The 17,220-nt window shown below is 74.2% G+C and carries 19 protein-coding genes; 10 read left to right on the forward strand and 9 right to left on the reverse strand.

Annotation, left to right across the window (positions count from 1 at the left end):
- Positions 1 to 85 precede the first annotated feature (85 nt).
- The gene (locus ACIP82_RS02300; RefSeq protein WP_400650336.1) at positions 86 to 868 is read right to left on the reverse strand and encodes a 2,3-dihydro-2,3-dihydroxybenzoate dehydrogenase; all 783 of its coding nucleotides are present in this window, start codon (positions 866 to 868) and stop codon (positions 86 to 88) included.
- 257 nt (positions 869 to 1,125) lie between these two features.
- Here ACIP82_RS02300 and ACIP82_RS02305 point away from each other — a divergent pair, with 257 nt between their 5' ends.
- Both ACIP82_RS02305 and ACIP82_RS02310 read left to right on the forward strand, forming a co-directional pair.
- Positions 1,126 to 1,773, forward strand: coding sequence for a TetR/AcrR family transcriptional regulator (locus ACIP82_RS02305; protein WP_400649935.1), 648 nt, complete (start codon positions 1,126 to 1,128; stop codon positions 1,771 to 1,773).
- A 65-nt stretch (positions 1,774 to 1,838) separates the two neighbouring features.
- The gene (locus tag ACIP82_RS02310) at positions 1,839 to 2,540 is read left to right on the forward strand and encodes a siderophore-interacting protein (RefSeq protein ID WP_363604464.1); all 702 of its coding nucleotides are present in this window, start codon (positions 1,839 to 1,841) and stop codon (positions 2,538 to 2,540) included.
- Positions 2,541 to 2,558: 18 nt separating this feature from the next.
- Here ACIP82_RS02310 and ACIP82_RS02315 read toward each other — a convergent pair whose 3' ends face one another.
- The gene (locus ACIP82_RS02315) at positions 2,559 to 3,071 is read right to left on the reverse strand and encodes a hypothetical protein (RefSeq protein ID WP_363604463.1); all 513 of its coding nucleotides are present in this window, start codon (positions 3,069 to 3,071) and stop codon (positions 2,559 to 2,561) included.
- Positions 3,072 to 3,759: 688 nt separating this feature from the next.
- On the opposite strand from ACIP82_RS02315, the gene ACIP82_RS02320 reads away from it, so the two are divergent.
- Positions 3,760 to 4,479, forward strand: a complete 720-nt coding sequence (locus tag ACIP82_RS02320) for an alpha/beta fold hydrolase (protein WP_363604461.1) — start codon at positions 3,760 to 3,762, stop codon at positions 4,477 to 4,479.
- A 314-nt stretch (positions 4,480 to 4,793) separates the two neighbouring features.
- Here the strand turns inward: ACIP82_RS02320 and ACIP82_RS02325 are convergent, their stop codons facing one another.
- Complete coding sequence (locus ACIP82_RS02325; RefSeq protein ID WP_363604460.1) at positions 4,794 to 5,921, reverse strand: CapA family protein; 1,128 nt, start codon at positions 5,919 to 5,921, stop codon at positions 4,794 to 4,796.
- Positions 5,922 to 6,139: 218 nt separating this feature from the next.
- On the opposite strand from ACIP82_RS02325, the gene ACIP82_RS02330 reads away from it, so the two are divergent.
- The 4 genes from ACIP82_RS02330 (at position 6,140) to ACIP82_RS02345 (ending at position 10,003) form a co-directional block, all read left to right on the forward strand.
- A complete protein-coding gene (locus tag ACIP82_RS02330; protein ID WP_400649941.1) occupies positions 6,140 to 6,901 on the forward strand; it encodes a universal stress protein in 762 nt (253 codons plus the stop codon).
- A 90-nt stretch (positions 6,902 to 6,991) separates the two neighbouring features.
- Complete coding sequence (locus ACIP82_RS02335; RefSeq protein ID WP_400649943.1) at positions 6,992 to 8,239, forward strand: M48 family metalloprotease; 1,248 nt, start codon at positions 6,992 to 6,994, stop codon at positions 8,237 to 8,239.
- Positions 8,240 to 8,310: 71 nt separating this feature from the next.
- Positions 8,311 to 8,733, forward strand: a complete 423-nt coding sequence (locus ACIP82_RS02340) for a MarR family transcriptional regulator (RefSeq protein ID WP_363604456.1) — start codon at positions 8,311 to 8,313, stop codon at positions 8,731 to 8,733.
- A gap of 166 nt (positions 8,734 to 8,899) precedes the next feature.
- A complete protein-coding gene (locus ACIP82_RS02345) occupies positions 8,900 to 10,003 on the forward strand; it encodes a PP2C family protein-serine/threonine phosphatase (protein WP_400649947.1) in 1,104 nt (367 codons plus the stop codon).
- A gap of 119 nt (positions 10,004 to 10,122) precedes the next feature.
- Here the strand turns inward: ACIP82_RS02345 and ACIP82_RS02350 are convergent, their stop codons facing one another.
- From ACIP82_RS02350 to ACIP82_RS02360, 3 genes are all read right to left on the reverse strand, one after another.
- A complete protein-coding gene (locus ACIP82_RS02350; RefSeq protein ID WP_400649950.1) occupies positions 10,123 to 10,926 on the reverse strand; it encodes an SDR family NAD(P)-dependent oxidoreductase in 804 nt (267 codons plus the stop codon).
- Between the two features lie 83 nt (positions 10,927 to 11,009).
- Positions 11,010 to 11,747 (reverse strand): MIP family channel protein, encoded by a 738-nt coding sequence (locus ACIP82_RS02355; RefSeq protein WP_363604453.1) that lies wholly within the window; start codon positions 11,745 to 11,747, stop codon positions 11,010 to 11,012.
- Between the two features lie 301 nt (positions 11,748 to 12,048).
- Positions 12,049 to 12,981 carry an NADP-dependent oxidoreductase gene (locus ACIP82_RS02360; protein ID WP_400649955.1) on the reverse strand — a complete coding sequence of 311 codons (933 nt, stop codon included), beginning with the start codon at positions 12,979 to 12,981 and terminating at the stop codon, positions 12,049 to 12,051.
- 328 nt (positions 12,982 to 13,309) lie between these two features.
- Between ACIP82_RS02360 and ACIP82_RS02365 the strand changes: the two genes are divergently transcribed.
- Positions 13,310 to 14,668, forward strand: a complete 1,359-nt coding sequence (locus tag ACIP82_RS02365) for a LuxR C-terminal-related transcriptional regulator (RefSeq protein WP_400649958.1) — start codon at positions 13,310 to 13,312, stop codon at positions 14,666 to 14,668.
- Between the two features lie 64 nt (positions 14,669 to 14,732).
- On the opposite strand, the gene ACIP82_RS02370 is transcribed toward ACIP82_RS02365, so the two are convergent.
- Complete coding sequence (locus tag ACIP82_RS02370) at positions 14,733 to 15,128, reverse strand: hypothetical protein (RefSeq protein WP_400649961.1); 396 nt, start codon at positions 15,126 to 15,128, stop codon at positions 14,733 to 14,735.
- 113 nt (positions 15,129 to 15,241) lie between these two features.
- Here ACIP82_RS02370 and ACIP82_RS02375 point away from each other — a divergent pair, with 113 nt between their 5' ends.
- Positions 15,242 to 15,688, forward strand: a complete 447-nt coding sequence (locus ACIP82_RS02375; RefSeq protein ID WP_363604446.1) for a protein phosphatase — start codon at positions 15,242 to 15,244, stop codon at positions 15,686 to 15,688.
- Positions 15,689 to 15,728: 40 nt separating this feature from the next.
- A complete protein-coding gene (locus ACIP82_RS02380; protein ID WP_363604444.1) occupies positions 15,729 to 16,094 on the forward strand; it encodes a S26 family signal peptidase in 366 nt (121 codons plus the stop codon).
- Positions 16,095 to 16,325: 231 nt separating this feature from the next.
- Here ACIP82_RS02380 and ACIP82_RS02385 read toward each other — a convergent pair whose 3' ends face one another.
- Entirely contained in the window at positions 16,326 to 16,988 is a 663-nt protein-coding gene (locus ACIP82_RS02385; RefSeq protein ID WP_400649964.1) for a restriction endonuclease, read from the reverse strand.
- Positions 16,988 to 17,197: a hypothetical protein gene (locus ACIP82_RS02390; RefSeq protein ID WP_400649967.1), complete on the reverse strand. Its 210-nt coding sequence runs from the start codon at positions 17,195 to 17,197 to the stop codon at positions 16,988 to 16,990. Before ACIP82_RS02390 ends, ACIP82_RS02385 begins: the two co-directional genes overlap by 1 nt.
- Positions 17,198 to 17,220: the final 23 nt, after the last annotated feature.

A 17,220-nucleotide genomic window follows, 5' to 3' on the forward strand; every position in this document is an offset into this window, starting at 1 on the left:
CGGTGGCGGGGGTGCGCGTCGCGGTGTCCCGGGGTTCCGGGGTGTCGGGGTTCCGGGTGTCCCGGGGCCCTGGTGTGCCGTGGGGTCAGGCGCGCAGGGTGGCGCCGCCGTCCACGTACAGGTCGTGCATGGTGATGTGCCGCGCCCGGTCGGAGACCAGGAAGGCCACCGCCTCGGCGATGTCGGCGGGCGCGGCGATCCGGCCGAGCGGGATGCCCACCCGGTAGCCGGCCGGATCGCCGTCGATGACCCGCTGTTCGGCGGCCCCCGCGTCGCCCTGCCAGAGCGCCCGCTGCATGTCGGTGTCGGTGGATCCCGGCGAGACGATGTTGCAGCGCACGCCGGAGCGGGCGAGCTCCAGCCCCAGACAGCGGGTGAACATGGTGGCCGCCGCCTTGGAGGCCGCGTAGGCGGCCATGCCGGTACGCGGCACCCCGGCGGCGTTGGACCCGACGGTGACGATGGCGCCGGTACCGCGTTCCGCCATCCGGCGGCCGACCGCCCGGCAGGTATGGAACACCCCGTTGGTGTTGACGGCGAAGGTGTCCACCCAGTCCTCGTCGGAGAGTTCGACGGCGGGCGCGGCACGCAGGATGCCGGCGACGTTCACCAGGATTCCCAGGGGGCCGAGTTGACTTTCCATCAGGGAGACGGCCGCCTCGACGGCGGCGGCGTCGGTGACGTCCAGGACGTAGGGCCGGACGGGCCGCCCGACGCCGTCGGACCCGTGCACGGATGCGCCCGCCAGCTCGTCCGCGAGGGCGGCGAGCGGGCCCGGGTTGCGGTCCACGGCGGCGACGACGGCCCCCGCGGCGACGAGCGCACGCGTCACGGCCGCGCCGATACCCTGCCCGGCGCCGGTGACCATCGCAACGGTACCGGCCAGTTCGGACTGCTGCACAGGAAATCCCCTCCGACCAGCGACATTAGGCAAGGCTAACCTAACATAGCTGTTCGACCAGGCCGAGAGGGCTGCGGGTCCGTCAACTTGCGGACCGCCACCTCCACTCCGGAGGCGAGGCCGCGTACGGAGTTCGCGCCGGGCGGTCCACGCCGAGCCTTCGCGACCGGGCCTTGAACCTGGACGCAACGTTGCGGCTGGTGTGGCGGAAGGGGCATGAGAGGATGGCCCCGATCAGACCCCCCGGCCGGCAACCCCACCGGCCCGCCCGTGAGGACGTCAGCACCATCGCCGCCCAGCCCCGCCCCGCCACCGGCAGCAGCTCCACCAGCAGCCGCCGCAGCGAGGCCGCGCGCCTGGCCGTGCTGAACGCCGCCGACGACCTCCTGATGGAGCACGGCTTCGAGGCCCTCACCATCGAGGGCATCGCCGCCGCCGCCGGGGTCGCCAAGCAGACGATCTACCGCTGGTGGAAGTCCAAGGTCGACATCCTCTTCGACAACCTGGTCCTGGACGCCACCCCCGCCCTCGCCTGGCCCGAGGCCCCCTCCACCCCCGCCGACCTGCGCGCGTACGTCCACCGCTTCGCCGTCTTCCTCGGCGAGGAACCGGCCGGCCGCGTCCTCCAGGCCCTCCTCGGCCACGCCCAACTCGACGCCCGCACGGCGGAGTTGCTGCACACCGGCTTCCTCGACGAACTGCGCACCCGGGACGTCGCGCACACCCGGGCCTGTCTGGCCGTCTCCGCCGACGAAGCCGCCGTCGTCCTCGACACCCTGCTCGCCCCGCTCTACCACCGCGCCCTGGTGCTGCGCCGCCCGCTCGACCGGGCCTTCGTCGACGCGCTGCTCGACCAGCACCTCAAGGGCTGAGCCCGCCCCTCCCCGCCTCCCTCCACCGGCCCGTGTCCGCCTCCGGGCCCGATCAGGAGTACGCCGTGTTCGGCCGTTCCCGCCCGACCCGCCCGACCCACGACGCCGAGGTCATCGCCGTCACCCCGCTGACCTCCACCCTCGTCCGGCTCACCTCCACCGGCCCCACCCTGCCCGGCCTCGGCATCGAACACCCCACCCAGTGGGTCAAGTTGGCGATCCCCGAAGGCCACTCCCGCGCCTACACCATCCGCCACCACCGCCCCGAGCAGCACGAGGTGGACATCGACATCGTCCTCCACGGCAACGGCCCGCTCGCCCGCTGGGCGTCCATCGCCGGCCTCGGCGACCGCGCCCGCCTCGCCGGCCCCAGCGGCCGCTACTCGCCCCTCGACGGCGCCACCCACCTGCTCCTCGCCGCCGACGAAAGCGCCCTGCCCGCCGCCCTCACCATCCTCGAACAACTCCCGCCGACCGTAAGGGTGTCCGCCTACGTCGAGATCGCCGCCCCGGCCGACACCCTCCCCATCGCCACCCGCGCCGACCTCACCACCATCCGGCTCCCCCGCAACGGCTCCCCCAAGGGCCGCCTCCTCACCGACGCCGTCCTCACGGCGTCGCCCGACCCTCAAGCCGCCTGGCTCGCCGGCGAGTCCACCGCCGTCACCACCATCCGCCGACACCTCCTCGACACCTGCGGCTACCCCCGCGAACTCGTCCAGGCCAAGGGCTACTGGAAGCAGGGCGAAGCCGACCACAAGGGCTGACGCCCGGCCTCGCAGCCGTCAGTAGCACACCTCGTGCCGCTGTTCGGCCAGCACGGTCGCCGCCAGCGAAGCCAGTGCGCGGGTGTGCGCCGCCTGCTCCGCAGGGGACTCCGGCCAGGTAGCGGGGTCCGACATGACCGTGACGAACGCGGCCAGGTCGCGCGTACCGGGGCAGTAGTCCACCTGAGAGGCGCCGCCCAGACTGGCCACCACCCCCTTGGCGATCATCTTCCTGGTGTCCATACCGGTCGTATCGGTCGAGGTCGGCCGATTCGGATCCTGGCCGAACATCAGGACGGTGACGGCCCCTTCCCCGTCCACCGAGATCACGCACAAGACCTTCCCGTGCCCCGACATCTCGGACACCTCACGCGTCTCCACCCCCCGCCGCCCCTTGGGCAGCACGACGCCGAGCGGGCTCTTGTCCGCCCTCGGCAACCCGCAGAGCGACTGCTTCAACTCGGGCTCGTCCCACACCCCGGCCACAAAGGCGACCCCGGTCACTACGGCCGCGACGACCACAGCCGCCACCCCGCCGACCACCCAGCGCCGCCGCCCACCACCACGTCTCACCCCGGAGGACGCCACCTCAACACCCGTCATACGACCAGCCCCCCCGCCGAGCCTCAACGCCCAGTTTTCGTGATCACCAGAGCGTAGCGCCCCCACCTGGCACCAAGCTCCCGATTTCAGCCCTGGGGAGCGGCCCCGCACATGCGGGGAGCAGGCCCACGCCCGGTCGGCGGTGTCCACCCACTGGGGACCAACCCCGCGTGTGCGGGGAGCAGAGGGCGGCGGCGAGGGTCTCGTCGTCCGCGTTGGGACCAACCCCGCGTGTGCGGGGAGCAGTCTTACTGAGCTGCAACTTTAGCCATGGGTTGTGCTCTGGGAAGCAACTTCACCGGGCCGGACATTGCGGATGAGAGGGCCCGCAATCCGGAAGCAGTGTGCTGGCCACCGATGACATGGGTGCTCAGCGTGCGGCGCTGGTGGCCGGGGTGAACGTTTCCCCGGTCGCCTTGCCCGCTGCCGTCCGGTCGATCACGCCAACGAGCCGGCCACCCCCGGACGCTCGAACCGGCCGCCGGTGGTGCAGGGGCCGCGCAGTATCGTCGGGAGTGCCGAGTGCGGCCACTCGGCCCGCGAGCCCTGGGCGGGGCGGCCCGCTTCGTGCCACGGTCTCCCGCCATCCGCAGCTCGGACAACGGAGGTACCGCACATGAACGCTGACACCGACCGGCCGACCTTCCTGCTGGTCCACGGGGCCTGGCACGGAGCCTGGTGCTGGGACTCCGTACGCGCCGCGCTCGACGCCGACGGCTGGCGGTCCCACACCGTCGACCTGCCCAGCGCCAATCCCCCGGCCGGCCGGCACGACGGCGCCCGCCCGGCGGGCATGCTGGACGACGCGGACGCCATCCGGGACAGCCTCCGGCGCATCGACGGCCCGGTGGTGGTGGTCGCCCACTCCTACGGCGGCGTCCCCACCACGGAGGTCATCGCGGATGCCGCGAACGTGGTGGGGGCGGTGTACCTCGCCGCTTTCCAACTGGACGTGGGCGAGAGCATGTTCACGTTCCTCGGAACGCCCGCGCCGGGCGACGGCACGGGCCACACCCCGCCGTACGAGGACGCCCGGCGAATACTCTTCGCCGACGTGCCCGAGGCCGATGCCGACCGCGCCGTGGCCCGGCTGCGCCCGCAGAGCATCCGGTCCTTCACCGAGCGGGTGACCACGGCAGGGTGGCGTACCGTGCCCTCCAGCTACGTCGTCTGCGACCGCGACCAGGCGCTCGAACCGTCCCGGCAGCGCGAACTCGCCACGCGCGCCGATTCCGTCCACCGACTGCCGAGCAGCCACTCGCCGTTCCTCTCCATGCCCCGGCGACTTGCCACTCTCCTGGGCCGGATCGCCACCTCCGACTTCCCCACCCCGTGACGATGACTCGCCCCGTCCCAGCTGTCGATCCGACGGGGCAAGCGGCACCTCGAAGCGCTGAACAGACGTGGCGGGCAGGGAAGATATGGCGCTTTCCGGGACCAGCCCCGCGTATGCGGGGAACAGGCGACCAGGATGCCGGGCAGCGCGCCGAGGGTGGGACCAACCCCGCGCGTGCGGGGAGCAGCTTACTGAGCTGCAACTTTAGCCGGGGGTCGCGCTCCGGGAAGCAACTTTCATCGGGTCGGACATGTCAGACGAGAGGGCCCGCGATCCGGAAAGCAGCGCGACGGCCACCGATGCCGTGAGCGCGCTCAGCGTGCCGCAGCGGGGGCCGGGGTGAGGCCGGTGCAGCCGCGCAGGGCGTCGCGGCGTTTGAGGGCGGCTTCGGCGGCGGGGCCGGTCTGCGGGACGGGGACGCCCTGGCCGTCGATGGTGGCCGGGGTGAACGTTTCTCCGGTCACCTTGCCCGCCGCAGTCAGGGTCAGGGTGGTGACACCGGTCTCGTTGGAGAAGGCGTAGTTGGAGGTGCCGTACCAGAGGAAGTTGCCGAAGCCGTACCCGATGTAGGTGTTGCCGAGCATGCCCGAGCCCAGCATGGTGTGGGCGTGCGTGCCGACGACGGCGGTGGCGCCCGCCGCCGCGAGCTTCTTGGCGATGGCGGTCTGGGCACCGGTCGGACAGGCCTTGCCCTCGTCGCCCCAGTGCAGGTAGACGAGGACGACGGGGGCCTGCTGCTTGGCCGTCTCGACCGCCTTGGTCAGCGCCGCCGTGTCCAGGGCCGACGCGATGCCCGGCTTGTTGGCGCCGGCCCGCCACTTCTGGTTGGTGAGGTCCTCGACCTGGCTGGCCGCGACCACGGCGACCTTCACCCCGCGCACGGTGGTGACGTACGGGGCGTACGCCTCCTTGGCGTTGCGCCCGACGCCGATGACCGGGACCGGGGAGGAGGCCTTGGCGGCGAGGGTGTCGGTGAGGCCGTCCGCGCCGAAGTCCACCGCGTGGTTGTTGGCCATCGAGACGACGTCGACGCCGGAGTCCTTGAGCGCGGTGAGCGCCTTGGGCGAGGTGCGGAAGGTGTAGGTCTTCGGTTCGGGGGCGCCGCGGTCGGTGATCGCGGTCTCCAGGTTGAGGACGGCGAGGTCCGCGTCGGAGAGGGTCTGGGAGATCGGGCCGAGTGCCTGGTCCGGCGCCTTCACAGCGAGCCGGGCCTCGGTGCGGCCCTCGAAGTGGACGTCACCGGCGAACGCCACGGTGATGCTGCCGTCGGGGCGGGGGGCGCTGGGTTTGCCGGAGGGCGTCGCGCCGTCGGCCCCGCCGGTGCCGGTGGCCGGGGGTTTGGCCGCGTCGGCGGCGGGGGCCGGGGCGGGGTCGTCGGGTCCACAGGCGGCCAGGGGTATCAGCCCGAGCAGCAGTGCGACAGCGGCCGCGACACGGCGCATGGAACGTCCCCCCGGGGTCGATTCGAGAGCGGTCAGCCTACGCCACTCCCCCGCGCCCCCTCCGCCCCACGGCCGCGTCGAGGAAACGACGCGAACGCCCGAACGGGCCCGCCGGGCCCAACCGGCCCGCCCGAACAGGCCACCCCGTCCCTGGCGCGCGGGCCGCACCCGCGCGCAGCGTGGAGGGGGGACGGCACGGCAGGTCGAGGTGGTGGGTCATGGGCGGCGGGGAAGCAGGCTGCGGCCGGCGGATCGTGGTCGGGATCGACGGCTCGGCGCCCTCGAAGGCGGCCCTGCGCTGGGCGGTCGGGCAGGCGACGCTGACGGGCGCGGTGGTGCACGTGGTGGCGGCGTGGGAGTACCCGGCGCTGTACGGGTGGTTCGCGCCCATGACGGACAACGGGTTCGAGGAGTCGGCGCGCCGCACCCTGACCGCCGAGGTGGACGAGGTGGTCGGCGCGGACCGGCCGGTGGAGATCCGGGAGAGCCTGGTGCTCGGGCACGCGGCCGAGGTGCTGCTGGAGGCCGCCGAGAACGCCGACCTGCTGGTCCTCGGCAGCCGCGGGCGCGGCACGTTCGCCCGGACGCTGCTGGGTTCGGTGAGCGTCCGCTGCGCCGTGCACGGCGCCTGCCCGGTGGTGATCGTCCGCGCGGACGGCACCGCCTCGGCGGCGCCGAGGGCGGTCGCCGCGACGGACACGACGACCGGCCCCGGGGCGACCGGCGGCAGCACCGTCCGCACCAAGGACTGGCAGTTGAACCTGCACGTGGTCGAGGACCGCGACACCACCCGGGTGCACGCCGTCCTCGACGCCGACGGCACCCTGCTGCACAGCGACGCGCAGGCCCGGCGCAATCCGCGCGACGAACCGGCCCCGGCGGTCGGGGACGAGTTCGCCGTCGGCCGGGCGCTGGTCGACCTCGGCCACCAGCTGCTCCGCGCGGGCACCCACGGGGCCACCGAGCCCGCGGAGGGGTGAGGACCGGGCGCGGTGCGTCATGCTGAACCCCGGAAGGCGCCGGACGGCGCGGGAGCACGGCGACGGACACCGGGAGCGGCAGGCACCCCCATGGAGAGCAGCACCGAGAGCGGTACGGAGAACAGCGGTACGAAGAGCAGCAGCACCGAGAGCACCGGCCACCTGGCGCCCCCCGCCGCCGACTTCACCCCCGCCCAGCGCGCCCGGGGCCGCGCGCTGCGCCGCGCCCAGCTGCCCTGGGCGCTGGGCGGCCGGCTGACCGGCCTGGCACTGACGCTGGCCCTCGGGCTGACCCCGGCCGGGGCCGGCCTGGTGACGGCGGTGGGCGGCCGGTTCGGCGGTTCCCGGACGGCGGAGGTGCTGGCGGGGGCGGCGGTCCTGGTCGTCCTCGGCCAGGCGGCACAGCTGCCCTTCGGGGCGGGCGCCCGGTCGGTCCGGGCCCGGTTCGGGCTGGTGACGCAGGGCTGGGGCGGCTGGGCGGTGGACGCCCTGCGCGGGCTGGCGCTGGCCCTGGTGCTGGCGCTGCCGGTGGTGTTCGGGCTGTTCGCGCTCACCGCCTGGTCGCCGGAGCGCTGGTGGCTCCCGGCGGCGGGCGCGGCGGCGCTGCTGACGGCGGCCCTGTCCTTCCTCTATCCGCTGCTCGTCGAGCCGGTGTTCAACCGCTTCACGCCGATGCCGCCGGGCCCCCAGCGCGAGGCGCTGCTCGCGCTCGCCGAGCGGGACGGCGTCCGGGTGCGGGACGTGCTGGTGGCGGACGCGTCCCGCCGGACGACGGCGCTCAACGCGTACGTCTCGGGGCTGGGCGCGACCCGCCGGATCGTCGCGTACGACACGCTGCTGTCGACCGCCGAGCCGCGTGAGGTGGAGCTGGTGGTGGCGCACGAACTCGGGCACGTCAGGCACCGGGACGTGCTGACCGGGACGCTGCTGGGCGCGGCCGGGGCCGTCGTGGTGGTCTGCCTGCTGGGGCTGCTCACCGGCTGGGGCCCGTTGCTGTCGGCGGCGGGGGCGGCGGACGCGGCCGATCCGCGCTCGCTGCCGCTGCTGGCGGCGTGCGCCGCGCTGCTGGGCGCCCTGTCGGGGCCGGTACAGTGCGCGGTGAGCCGTCGGATCGAGGCCAGGGCGGACCGGCATGCACTCGAACTCACCTCGGACACCGAGCAGTTCATCGCGATGCAGCGCAGACTGGCACTGGCCAACGTGTCCGATGTCGACCCGCCCCGGATGCTTGAGCTACTGTTCGCCACTCATCCGAGTGCGACCCGCCGGATCGCGGCCGCCCGCGCCTGGCAGGTGGCGGTCGATCGGGCGGGACATCGGGCGGGACAGACCGGCTGAGCCCCGGCAGGCGGCAGTGGACCCGAGAATCGTTGTATAGTGCAACAAATTCCCGAGGAGGTAGGACCACCGTGCCCGGCCGCGAGACGTCGATCGACACCATCCAGCGCGAGCTGACCGCCTTCGCCCGGCGCGCCCGGCACAAGGCCTCCCAGCTGCACCCGGACCTCTCCCTGGTCACCTACAGCATCCTCGACCTGATCAACGAGCGCGGCGGCTGCCGGGCCGCCGACGTGGCCTCGCACTTCATGCTCGACAAGTCGACCGTCAGCCGTCAGGTCGGCGCCCTGGAGAAGCTCGGCCTGCTGCGCCGCGAGACCGACCCGGACGACCAGCGGGGCCAGATCCTGCGCGCCACCGAGGCCGGGCTGACCCTGCTGCGCGAGGCGAACGAACAGCGCCGGATCTCCTTCACCGCCCGCTTCACCGACTGGTCGGACGAGGACGTCGCCCGCTTCGCCCAGTACCTGGCGCGGTACGGCGCCGAGGGCTGACCCGACCGGCCCGGAGGCGCCGCAGCAGCACGCCCGCCGGAGCCCGCGTGCCGGGAAACGTCCCCCCGAAGTGCGGTGGGCCGCCCCCACGGTGTACAGAGGAAAGGTGCCACTTCGGCAGCGTCCCCGTGACCGCCACCGGACGTGGCGGCCCGACCGCCGCGCGATGACGGCGCTCCCGCTCGCGCTGATCGCGGTGATCACCGTCGTCGAAGTCCTGTCGCCGCCGCAGATCCACCTCGGCCCGCTGCTGGTCGTCGCCCCCGCCATCACGGCCTCCTTCGCCGGTGTGTGGGCCACCACCGGTGTCGCCGCCCTCGCGATCGCCGCGCTGACCCTCATCGGCGTTCTGCGCGAAGGCCTGGCGACCTCCAACATCGAGGCTCAGCTCAGCTCGCTGATCGTGGTCTCGGCGCTGGTGATCGGCCTGCGGGCGCTGCGCGAGCGACACGAACGACAGCTGGCCCAGGTCCGCTCGGTCTCCGAGGCCGCCCAGCGGGTGCTGCTGCGCCCACTGCCCGACCGGATCGGGCCGCTCCACCTCGCCGCCGTCTACCTGGCCGCCGAGGCCGAGGCACAGGTCGGTGGCGACCTCTACGCGGCGGCCCGGACCGCCACCGGCACCCGGCTGCTGGTCGGCGACGTACGCGGCAAGGGCCTCTCCTCGCTCGGCGACGCCGCCCTGCTGCTCGGCGCGTTCCGCGCGGCCGCCCACCTCCACGCCGACCTGCCCGACCTCGCCGCCTATCTGGACGGCAGCGTCTGCTGGGACCTCGCCCAGCCGAGCGAGCGGACCGACCGCGCCGGGGCGGGCGACCCCGCGCCCGACCGGGCCGAGGACTGTGTCGACAACCGCAGCGAGTCCTTCATCACCGCCGTCATCCTGGACATCCCGGACAACGACTCGGTGCTCCGCCTGATCGACTGCGGCCACCCGCCCCCGCTCCTGCTGCACGCCGACGGCATCACCGCACTGGCCGCCCGCCGGCCCGCCCCGCCGCTCGGCCTCGGCGAGCTGGCCCCGGCCGCGTACGAGGTGGAGGTGTTCCCGTTCCTGCCCGGCGACCGTCTGCTGATCTACACCGACGGCGTGATCGAGGCCCGCGACACGCGGCGCCGCTTCTACCCGCTCACCGAACGCGTCGCCGCCTGGCACACCGAGCCCCCGACCGTCCTGCTGCACCGGCTCCGCCAGGACCTGCTCGCCCACGTCGGCGGCCGGCTGGACGACGACGCGGCGATCGTCGCGGTCGAGCGACTGCCGGAGTAGCCGGCGAGGCGAGCGCGCGGGGAGCGGGCACGGAAGGTTCACGGCGGCAAGAAGCCGGCGGGACCAACCCCGCGCGCGGGGAGCGGCGCCCTTAGCCCCGACGCCCGCGCCTGGGCCCCCTACTGCGCCAGATACCCGCCGTCCACCGGCAGCACGACCCCGGTGACGAACGAGGCGTCGTCCGAGGCCAGGAACAGCACCGCCGAGGCCACCTCGGACGGTATGCCCAGCCGCCCCATCGGGTGCCGCTTCTCGATCGCCGCCAGGTACTCCGGCCCGCCCGGCTCGTCGTACAGCCGGGCCACCCGCTCGGTGGTGATCGTCCCGGGGGCGACGGCGTTGACCCGGATGCCCCGGTCCGCCCATTCCACCGCGAGGTGCTTGGTCAGCCCGGACGCGACGAACTTCGCCGGCCCGTAGATCGCCTGGCCGCGCTGCCCGGCCTCGCCGGAGATGGACGAGACGCAGACGATCGCGCCGCCCGTACCGCTCCCGCCGGCTCCGCCGTCCGTGCCACTCATCGCCTCCACGGCGTACTTGCAGGTGAGGAACATCCCGCGGCCGTCGACGGCCATCACCTGGTCCCAGTCGTCGGCCCCGGCCTCGGTGATCTCCATCAGCGGGATCACGCCCGCGTTGGCCACCAGGACGTCGAGGCGGCCGTGCCGCTCGACGGCGGCGCGGATCATCCGGCGGGCGTCGTCGTCCCGGGAGACGTCGCCGACCACCGTGGTGACGGCCTGCGGCAGCCGCTCCGCCAGCCGCCGCAGGCCGTCGCCGTCGACGTCCGTCGCGACCACCGACGCGCCCTCCCGGGCGAAGCGTTCGGCGACCGCGCGGCCGATGCCGTTCGCCGCGCCCGTCACCACACAGGACTTGCCCGCCAGCCGCCCGGGCCCCGAGGCCCCACTCAGATCCGCCATAGCGCCCGACTCTACCGACCGGACGTCAGAAAGCCCGGTACAACGCCGAGTTCAGCGTCGCACCGGGCTTCGTCCGGCTGGGTTCACCGCCCGGCGGCGGCCACCCGTGCGTCCGTGGCCGCGGCCTCGGCCACGGCCAGGTTCGGCTGCGGATGGGTCAGCAGGTGCACCCCGGCCGCCAGTGCGCCGCCGATCAGCGGTGCCAGGATGAACAGCCACAGCTGCGACAGCGCCGCACCGCCCGCGAACAGCGCCGGGCCCAGGCTGCGCGCCGGGTTGACGGAGGTGCCGGTGAGCGGGATGCCGACCAGGTGCACGACCACCAGCGCCATGCCGATCGGCAGCCCGTCGAAGCCGGTGGCCGCCAGCCGGTGGGTGACCGACAGGACCACGTACACGAGGAGGAAGGTCAGGATGATCTCGGTCAGGAACGCGCCGCCGGCGTTGATGTGCACCTGCGAGCGGTCACCCCAGCCGTTGGTCCCGAGCTTCTCGTGGGTCTCCAGGCCCGGTATCTGCTTGGCCACCAGCAGGACCAGCGCCGCGCCGGCGATACCGCCGAGGAACTGCGCGACCCAGTACGACACCGCCGTCCGTCCGTCGATCCGGCGGGCCAGCAGGAAACCGAGCGTCACCGCCGGGTTCACGTGGCAGCCGGAGATCGGCCCGAGCGCGTACGCGAGCGCCAGCAGCACCAGGCCGAACGCGAGCGCGATCCCGACGGAACCGATCGCCTCCCCCGCCACTACCGCGGCGCCCACCGCCAGCAGCACCAACAGCAGAGTTCCGAGAAACTCGCTGATCACCGCGCGCCTGTCCATCTGACCTCCTGTCCGGATCGGGCGGGCGGCACCGCACCGCCCGCTCCCGGTCAACCCTCCGTAACCGAACGGAGGACCGCACATCGGCCGAACGGCCCAACGCCGCGTTCCCGGGAAATCCGCCCGCCAAATTACCCTAAGCGGGTGAATGGGACAATTTCGGACAGATTGCCAGTCAGATCGCGGGGCGCCACGCCGCGGCCCGGACGGCGACTCAGGCCGTGACCCGAATCTCGGCCCGGATCGCGGCCCGGCCGGCGACCCGCAGGGCCTGCCGACGGATCGACGGCGCCGAGCGGGCTCACCCGACGGTCAGAACGATCTTTCCCCGCAGGTGCCCGTGCTCGCTCAGCCGGTGCGCCTCGACCGCCTCCACCAGCGGAAACACCCGGTGCAGCGGCAGCAGCAGCGTGCCCGCCTCGTGCAGTGCGAGCGCACCCGCCAGCGCCGGCCCGTGGTACTCGACGGCCTCCGTCGTCCCCCCGGTGAACCGGACCCCGTGATCGGCGGCACCCGCCCAGTCGACGATCGTCACCACCTTCTCCGCGGCACCGGTCAGCTCGATCGACAACGGCAGCACCCCGCCCTGCCCGGCCGCGTCCAGCGCCCGGTCCACCCCGTCCGGCGCGACGGCCCGCACCCGCCCGGCCAGCCCGTCACCGTACGTGACCGGGATGGCGCCCAGCTCGCGCAGATACGCGTGGTTGGCCTCGCTCGCCGTACCGATCACCCGGATCCCGCGCGAGCGGGCGAACTGCAGCAGGAACGTGCCGACCCCACCGGCCGCGCCGTGCACCAGCAGCGTCTGGCCGCTCTCCGCGCCCAACACGGCCAGCGCCCGCCAGGCCGTCTCCGCCGCCACCGGGATCGCCGCGGCCTCCTCCCAGCTCAGCGAGGCCGGCTTGCGGGCCAGCCTGTCGGCCTCCACCAGTGCGTGCTCGGCGTACGCGCCGCCGTGGGTCAGGCCGAACACCTCGTCGCCCGGCCGCCACCGCGTCACGGCCCCGCCGACGGCCTCCACCACACCCGCCGCCTCGTACCCCGTGACGTGCGGGAGCTCGACCGGGAACACCTCGGTCATCGCGCCGCTGCGCAGCTTGTGGTCCAGCGGGTTGACGCCCGCGGCGCGGACGGCGATCCGCACCTGGCCGGGACCGGGGGCGGGCAGTTCGACATCGACCGGGCGCAGCACGTCCACGCCGCCGTACTCGGAGAAGCTGATGGCCTTCGTCATGGAATCGCACAGTCCTTTACGTGTCAGGGAGTTCACGTGTCAGGGAGTTCGTGAACTCGACGGCTCCAGCCTGACGCCCCACCGACCGGTGCCCGGCCCGCCGTTCGGCCGGTTCCGCCCGGCCGAACGGCCAGGGCCGGCCCGACCGGGCCCAGGGTCTGTCGTCGAACTCCCGTCGTCCGCCCGGAGGGCGGGCGTGGCGGCGTTGGGGTGCGTGCATCGCAAGGCGGAGGAGGAAGCCACTGCGGTGGGGGCACCTCCCGGCCGAAGGCTGGGGGAGCGTCGCCACGCAGGCGGGAGTTCGACGACAGGCCCTAGGCTGAACGGCATGACGGACAACGGGGCGGGCAGTACGGCGGGCGCTGCGCACGAGCGGTGGCGGGATGGCTGGGGGCGGCCCGAGGAGGCGCTGGCGCGGGCCGTGGAGGTGCTGCGGACACCCCGGCCGAACCTGCTGCGGCGGCTCTCCGAGGTGCTCGCCGGCCTCGTCCCGCACACGGCGATCGCCCACCTCAGCGGCATCTGCACCTACACGCCCGTGAAGGCGTTCGGCGCCACCGAGCTGGCCGGGGGGATCACCAGCCTGGAACTCGCCCGGCTGACGGACGCCGTGGCCGTCGGCCGGCCGTGGCAGGGCACCGCCGTCCTGGCGGGCCGGTCCCGGCCCGTCGTCGCCGCCTCGACCATCACCGCGTCGGCGAACGGTACCGGCGCACTGCTCGTCCTGGTCCTGGAGAGCGCCGAGCCGCTGCCCGGGCAGGCGCTCGCCGTCCTCCAGCAGGTGTGGGAGCTGGTCACCATCCACTCCGACCACCGCGCCACCGACGCCGCCCCCGTGCACGCCGCCGCCTCCCGTGCCTCGGCGGGCGCCCGGGCCCGCGCGATCGCCGACCTGACCGGCACCCACGCCTCGGCGCTGTCCGCGATCCTGGCGCCCCTGCGGTCCACCGCCCTGGACGACGCCACCGCCCGCCGCAGCGCCACCGAACTCGCGGTGAACGCCCTGCTGGACCTGCGGGCCGGCGCGGACCTCGACCGGGAGCTCAGCGAGGAGCCCGCCGACACCGCGTTCGCCCGCCTCGCCGACGAGTTGCGCCCACTGCTGCGGCACAGCCCCGTCCGCCTCGACCTGGCACCGCCCACCCCGGCCACCCCGTCCATCCCGGCCGACACCGCGCACACCGCCCGGGCCGCGGTCCGCTCCACCGTGCTCATCATGCTGGAACAGGACGATCTGACGCGCCTGCACGTGAGTTGGCGCATCAGCGACGACACCCTGCGCGCGGTGGTACGCGACGACGGCCCCGGCCTGCTCGTCACGGACGGGCTCGCCGCACACCGGACGGCGGACCGCGTCACCGCCCTCGCGGGCCGCCTCGCCGTGGACGCCGTGCCCGGCTGGGGCACCACGGTGACCGTCGACCTGCCGCTCACCGCACCGGCCGCGCCCTCCGGCCCGGATCCCCTGGAAGGTTTGCAGCCAAGGGAGTTGGAGGTCCTGGACCAGCTCGCCCAGGGCCGCCGTAACCGGGACATCGCGCGGGCGCTGCACATCAGCGAGTCCACGGTGAAGTTCCATGTCGCCAACATCCTCGCCAAGTTGGGCGTGGCATCACGCGGAGAGGCCGCCGCGCTGGCCCACCGGGCCGGGCTGCCGACGACCGCCGCGCTCTACGCCGCGTCCTGACCGGGGAGTCCGCCGAAGTGCAGCGCGGGGCCGTTGCCGGTGGCGCCCGCACGGGCCCGGTGGTTCACCACGGGGCGGAGAACGAGGACGGCATCGTCAACGCGGTGACCGGGTCGCCGGGACGAAAGCGCACGCGGCACCGTGGACAGTAGAGGACCTGCGTCCGCCACCCCGCCCCCGCCCGGGTGAGCGCCCTGGCGATGAGGGCCCCCGCCGCGAGGGCGCCTGCGAGCAACGACGCACCGAACCCCGTGTGCCCCTGGAGCAGCAGTCCCCAGCCGTACGCCCCGAGGGCTGCCGCGGCCAGGAGCCGGACCCGGCCCGCCGAGCGTACGACCGGCCGGCGGTACTCCTCGAAGACGGCCAGCCGGGAGGACTCCTCGCACCGCGGGCAGACGGCCCCGTGGGGCGGCGTCGCTTCCGGAGCGAGGTGGTCGGCCTTCTCTTCCGTCAGCCCCATGCACGCACACTAGCCGAGCGGCGGCCGGAGCACCCAGACCGGGACCGGACAGGGAAACCTGGCGACACAGGGCCACACCGCCGACAACCCGGGGCACGAAGTACGCTCGGCCCATGACCACCACGCCGTCCTGGGAGCCCACGGCCGCCGGAGTGCTGCGGCTGCCGTCGGGCCGGCTCGTCCGGGGGCGCGGCCTGAGCCGGCCGCTGCCTCCGGGGCCCCGACCCGGCTTCGGGCTCTACCTGCTGGGGCGAAGGCCACCGGCGGTCGACTGGGAGAGCCGCTGGCTCCGCTGGCCCGACTTCCGGCTCCCCGCCGACCGCACCGAGGCCGCCGGGGCGTTCCGCGAGGCGTGGGGGCGGTCGGCCTCGGACCGGGTCGAGCTCGCCTGCGCCGGAGGCCGCGGCCGTACCGGCACCGCGCTGGCCTGCCTGGCCGTCCTGGACGGGGTCCCGGCCGACCGGGCGGTGGCGTTCGTCCGGGAGCACTACCACCCGCACGCCGTCGAAACGCCCTGGCAGCGCACGTTCGTGGCGCGGTTCCGCCAGGGCGGGGCGTAAATCGGTTGGGTGACCCGGCCAGGTCTGCCACGATCACCGCATGGGTGTGCTGGACGCAGTGGCGGGCCGGGTCGCCGCCGGGGCCGTCGTCGGATTCCGGCCCAGCGGCTCCTCGATGGTCCCGTTGATCCGCAGTCGGCAGCAGGTGGTCGTCGCGCCGGTCGACGCGTCGAAGCTGGAGGTCGGGGACATCGTCCTGGCCCGCGTCGCCGGGGCGGTGTACCTGCATCTGGTCTCGGCCGTGGATCCGGCCCGGAGGCGGGTCCAGATCAGCAACAACCGCGGCCGGGTCAATGGCTGGACCGGCCAGGCCCGCGTCTTCGGCATCTGCGTGGCGGTCGACGGCGTCCCCCGGCCGGGAGTCGACGGCAAGACCCTCGGGGCCGACCCCGAGAGCCCGTCCTGACCGGCCCCGGGGTGGCCCGGCCGTCGGTCAGTTCTCACATTCACCTTGTCAACCATGCGCTGCTGAATGACAGTTGGCCTGCGGCTGATGGGGAGATCACGACTTCGTTCCACGGGCGGCGTGTCGCCCTGCGGGACCGCGTCGACGCGGTCGACGCATTCGGCGCGGAGCACGGGAGTTTCGCCATCGCGGGTGTGAACGACACCGAACCGCCCTGGAACCCGCCGCGGTTCACGCCACCCGCCGCCACCCGATCCGTCGCTTCGCCGGGCGGCCCGGCAGGGCGAGCAGGTCGTGCAGCGGCGTGCCCCGGTCGGCCCAGGTCTCCAGGCGGGGGCGGTCGATCCAGTGGATGCGGTGCCGGTCGCCCCAGGCCATGGCATCGCGGGTGAGGGTGCCGTTGGTGACCACGACGGCGATGTCGGCACCGTGCACCGGTCCTGCGGTCCCCTTCACCTCGTACATCACGTGGACGCCGACCTTGGCGCCGACCCTGGTGTGTTTGGCCTGGAGCACGATGCGGCCGTGGCTCGGGTGCTGGCCTGTCACATCGGCGGCCTGGTCGCCCTGTTGGCCGACCTTGCGGGCGCTCCAGCCGTCGCGGATCAGCAGGTCCCGCAGGGCGTACTCGAAGGCCTGGTCGTCCAGGGCGTCCACCTGGGCGAGGGTGAGCCGCAGGGCGGCCAGGCGTTCGGTGCGGGCCCGGTCGAGGGCCGGCTGGCGGGCGGCGGCCGCGAGGGCGAGGACGGCGACGGCGGCGAGGAAGGGCCAGGACCGGAGGAGGCTCTGCGCGGCGCCGAGCAGCAGTACGGCGAGCGCGACGCCGACGGCGGCCGCGGCGACGTGCTCGACCGGGCCGCGTGGCTTGCGCAGCAGGGGCCGGCGCCGGGCCATCAGGGGGTGCCGACCGCGGACGGCGTGGCGGCGGTCGGCGGCGGGGCTCCGGCGTCGTCGGTGAAGCCGACGTAGTGGCCCCAGAGCCAGAACACGGCCACGGCTCCGGCGATCACCCACCCGCTCGCCTTCGTGGTCCCGCCACCTCCCGACGCGGGCTTGCGCCGGAAGTGGCCCCGCACCCACACCCGGCCGTCGTCGTTCGCCACTGTGCCTCCCGAGAGGGCGGGCG

It is taken from the genome of Kitasatospora sp. NPDC088548 (assembly GCF_044753005.1).
Classification (GTDB): domain Bacteria; phylum Actinomycetota; class Actinomycetes; order Streptomycetales; family Streptomycetaceae; genus Kitasatospora.

Coding starts and splice junctions, on each gene's coding strand:
- ACIP82_RS02330 (WP_400649941.1), top strand. CDS start 6,140: ATGGGCGGCGGGGAAGCAGGCTGCGGCCGGCGGATCGTGGTCGGGATC.
- ACIP82_RS02375 (WP_363604446.1), top strand. CDS start 15,242: ATGACCACCACGCCGTCCTGGGAGCCCACGGCCGCCGGAGTGCTGCGG.
- ACIP82_RS02320 (WP_363604461.1), top strand. CDS start 3,760: ATGAACGCTGACACCGACCGGCCGACCTTCCTGCTGGTCCACGGGGCC.
- ACIP82_RS02380 (WP_363604444.1), top strand. CDS start 15,729: ATGGGTGTGCTGGACGCAGTGGCGGGCCGGGTCGCCGCCGGGGCCGTC.
- ACIP82_RS02355 (WP_363604453.1), bottom strand. CDS start 11,747: ATGGACAGGCGCGCGGTGATCAGCGAGTTTCTCGGAACTCTGCTGTTG.
- ACIP82_RS02305 (WP_400649935.1), top strand. CDS start 1,126: ATGGCCCCGATCAGACCCCCCGGCCGGCAACCCCACCGGCCCGCCCGT.
- ACIP82_RS02365 (WP_400649958.1), top strand. CDS start 13,310: ATGACGGACAACGGGGCGGGCAGTACGGCGGGCGCTGCGCACGAGCGG.
- ACIP82_RS02370 (WP_400649961.1), bottom strand. CDS start 15,128: ATGGGGCTGACGGAAGAGAAGGCCGACCACCTCGCTCCGGAAGCGACG.
- ACIP82_RS02345 (WP_400649947.1), top strand. CDS start 8,900: ATGACGGCGCTCCCGCTCGCGCTGATCGCGGTGATCACCGTCGTCGAA.
- ACIP82_RS02335 (WP_400649943.1), top strand. CDS start 6,992: ATGGAGAGCAGCACCGAGAGCGGTACGGAGAACAGCGGTACGAAGAGC.
- ACIP82_RS02350 (WP_400649950.1), bottom strand. CDS start 10,926: ATGGCGGATCTGAGTGGGGCCTCGGGGCCCGGGCGGCTGGCGGGCAAG.
- ACIP82_RS02325 (WP_363604460.1), bottom strand. CDS start 5,921: ATGCGCCGTGTCGCGGCCGCTGTCGCACTGCTGCTCGGGCTGATACCC.
- ACIP82_RS02360 (WP_400649955.1), bottom strand. CDS start 12,981: ATGACGAAGGCCATCAGCTTCTCCGAGTACGGCGGCGTGGACGTGCTG.
- ACIP82_RS02385 (WP_400649964.1), bottom strand. CDS start 16,988: ATGGCCCGGCGCCGGCCCCTGCTGCGCAAGCCACGCGGCCCGGTCGAG.
- ACIP82_RS02300 (WP_400650336.1), bottom strand. CDS start 868: ATGGTCACCGGCGCCGGGCAGGGTATCGGCGCGGCCGTGACGCGTGCG.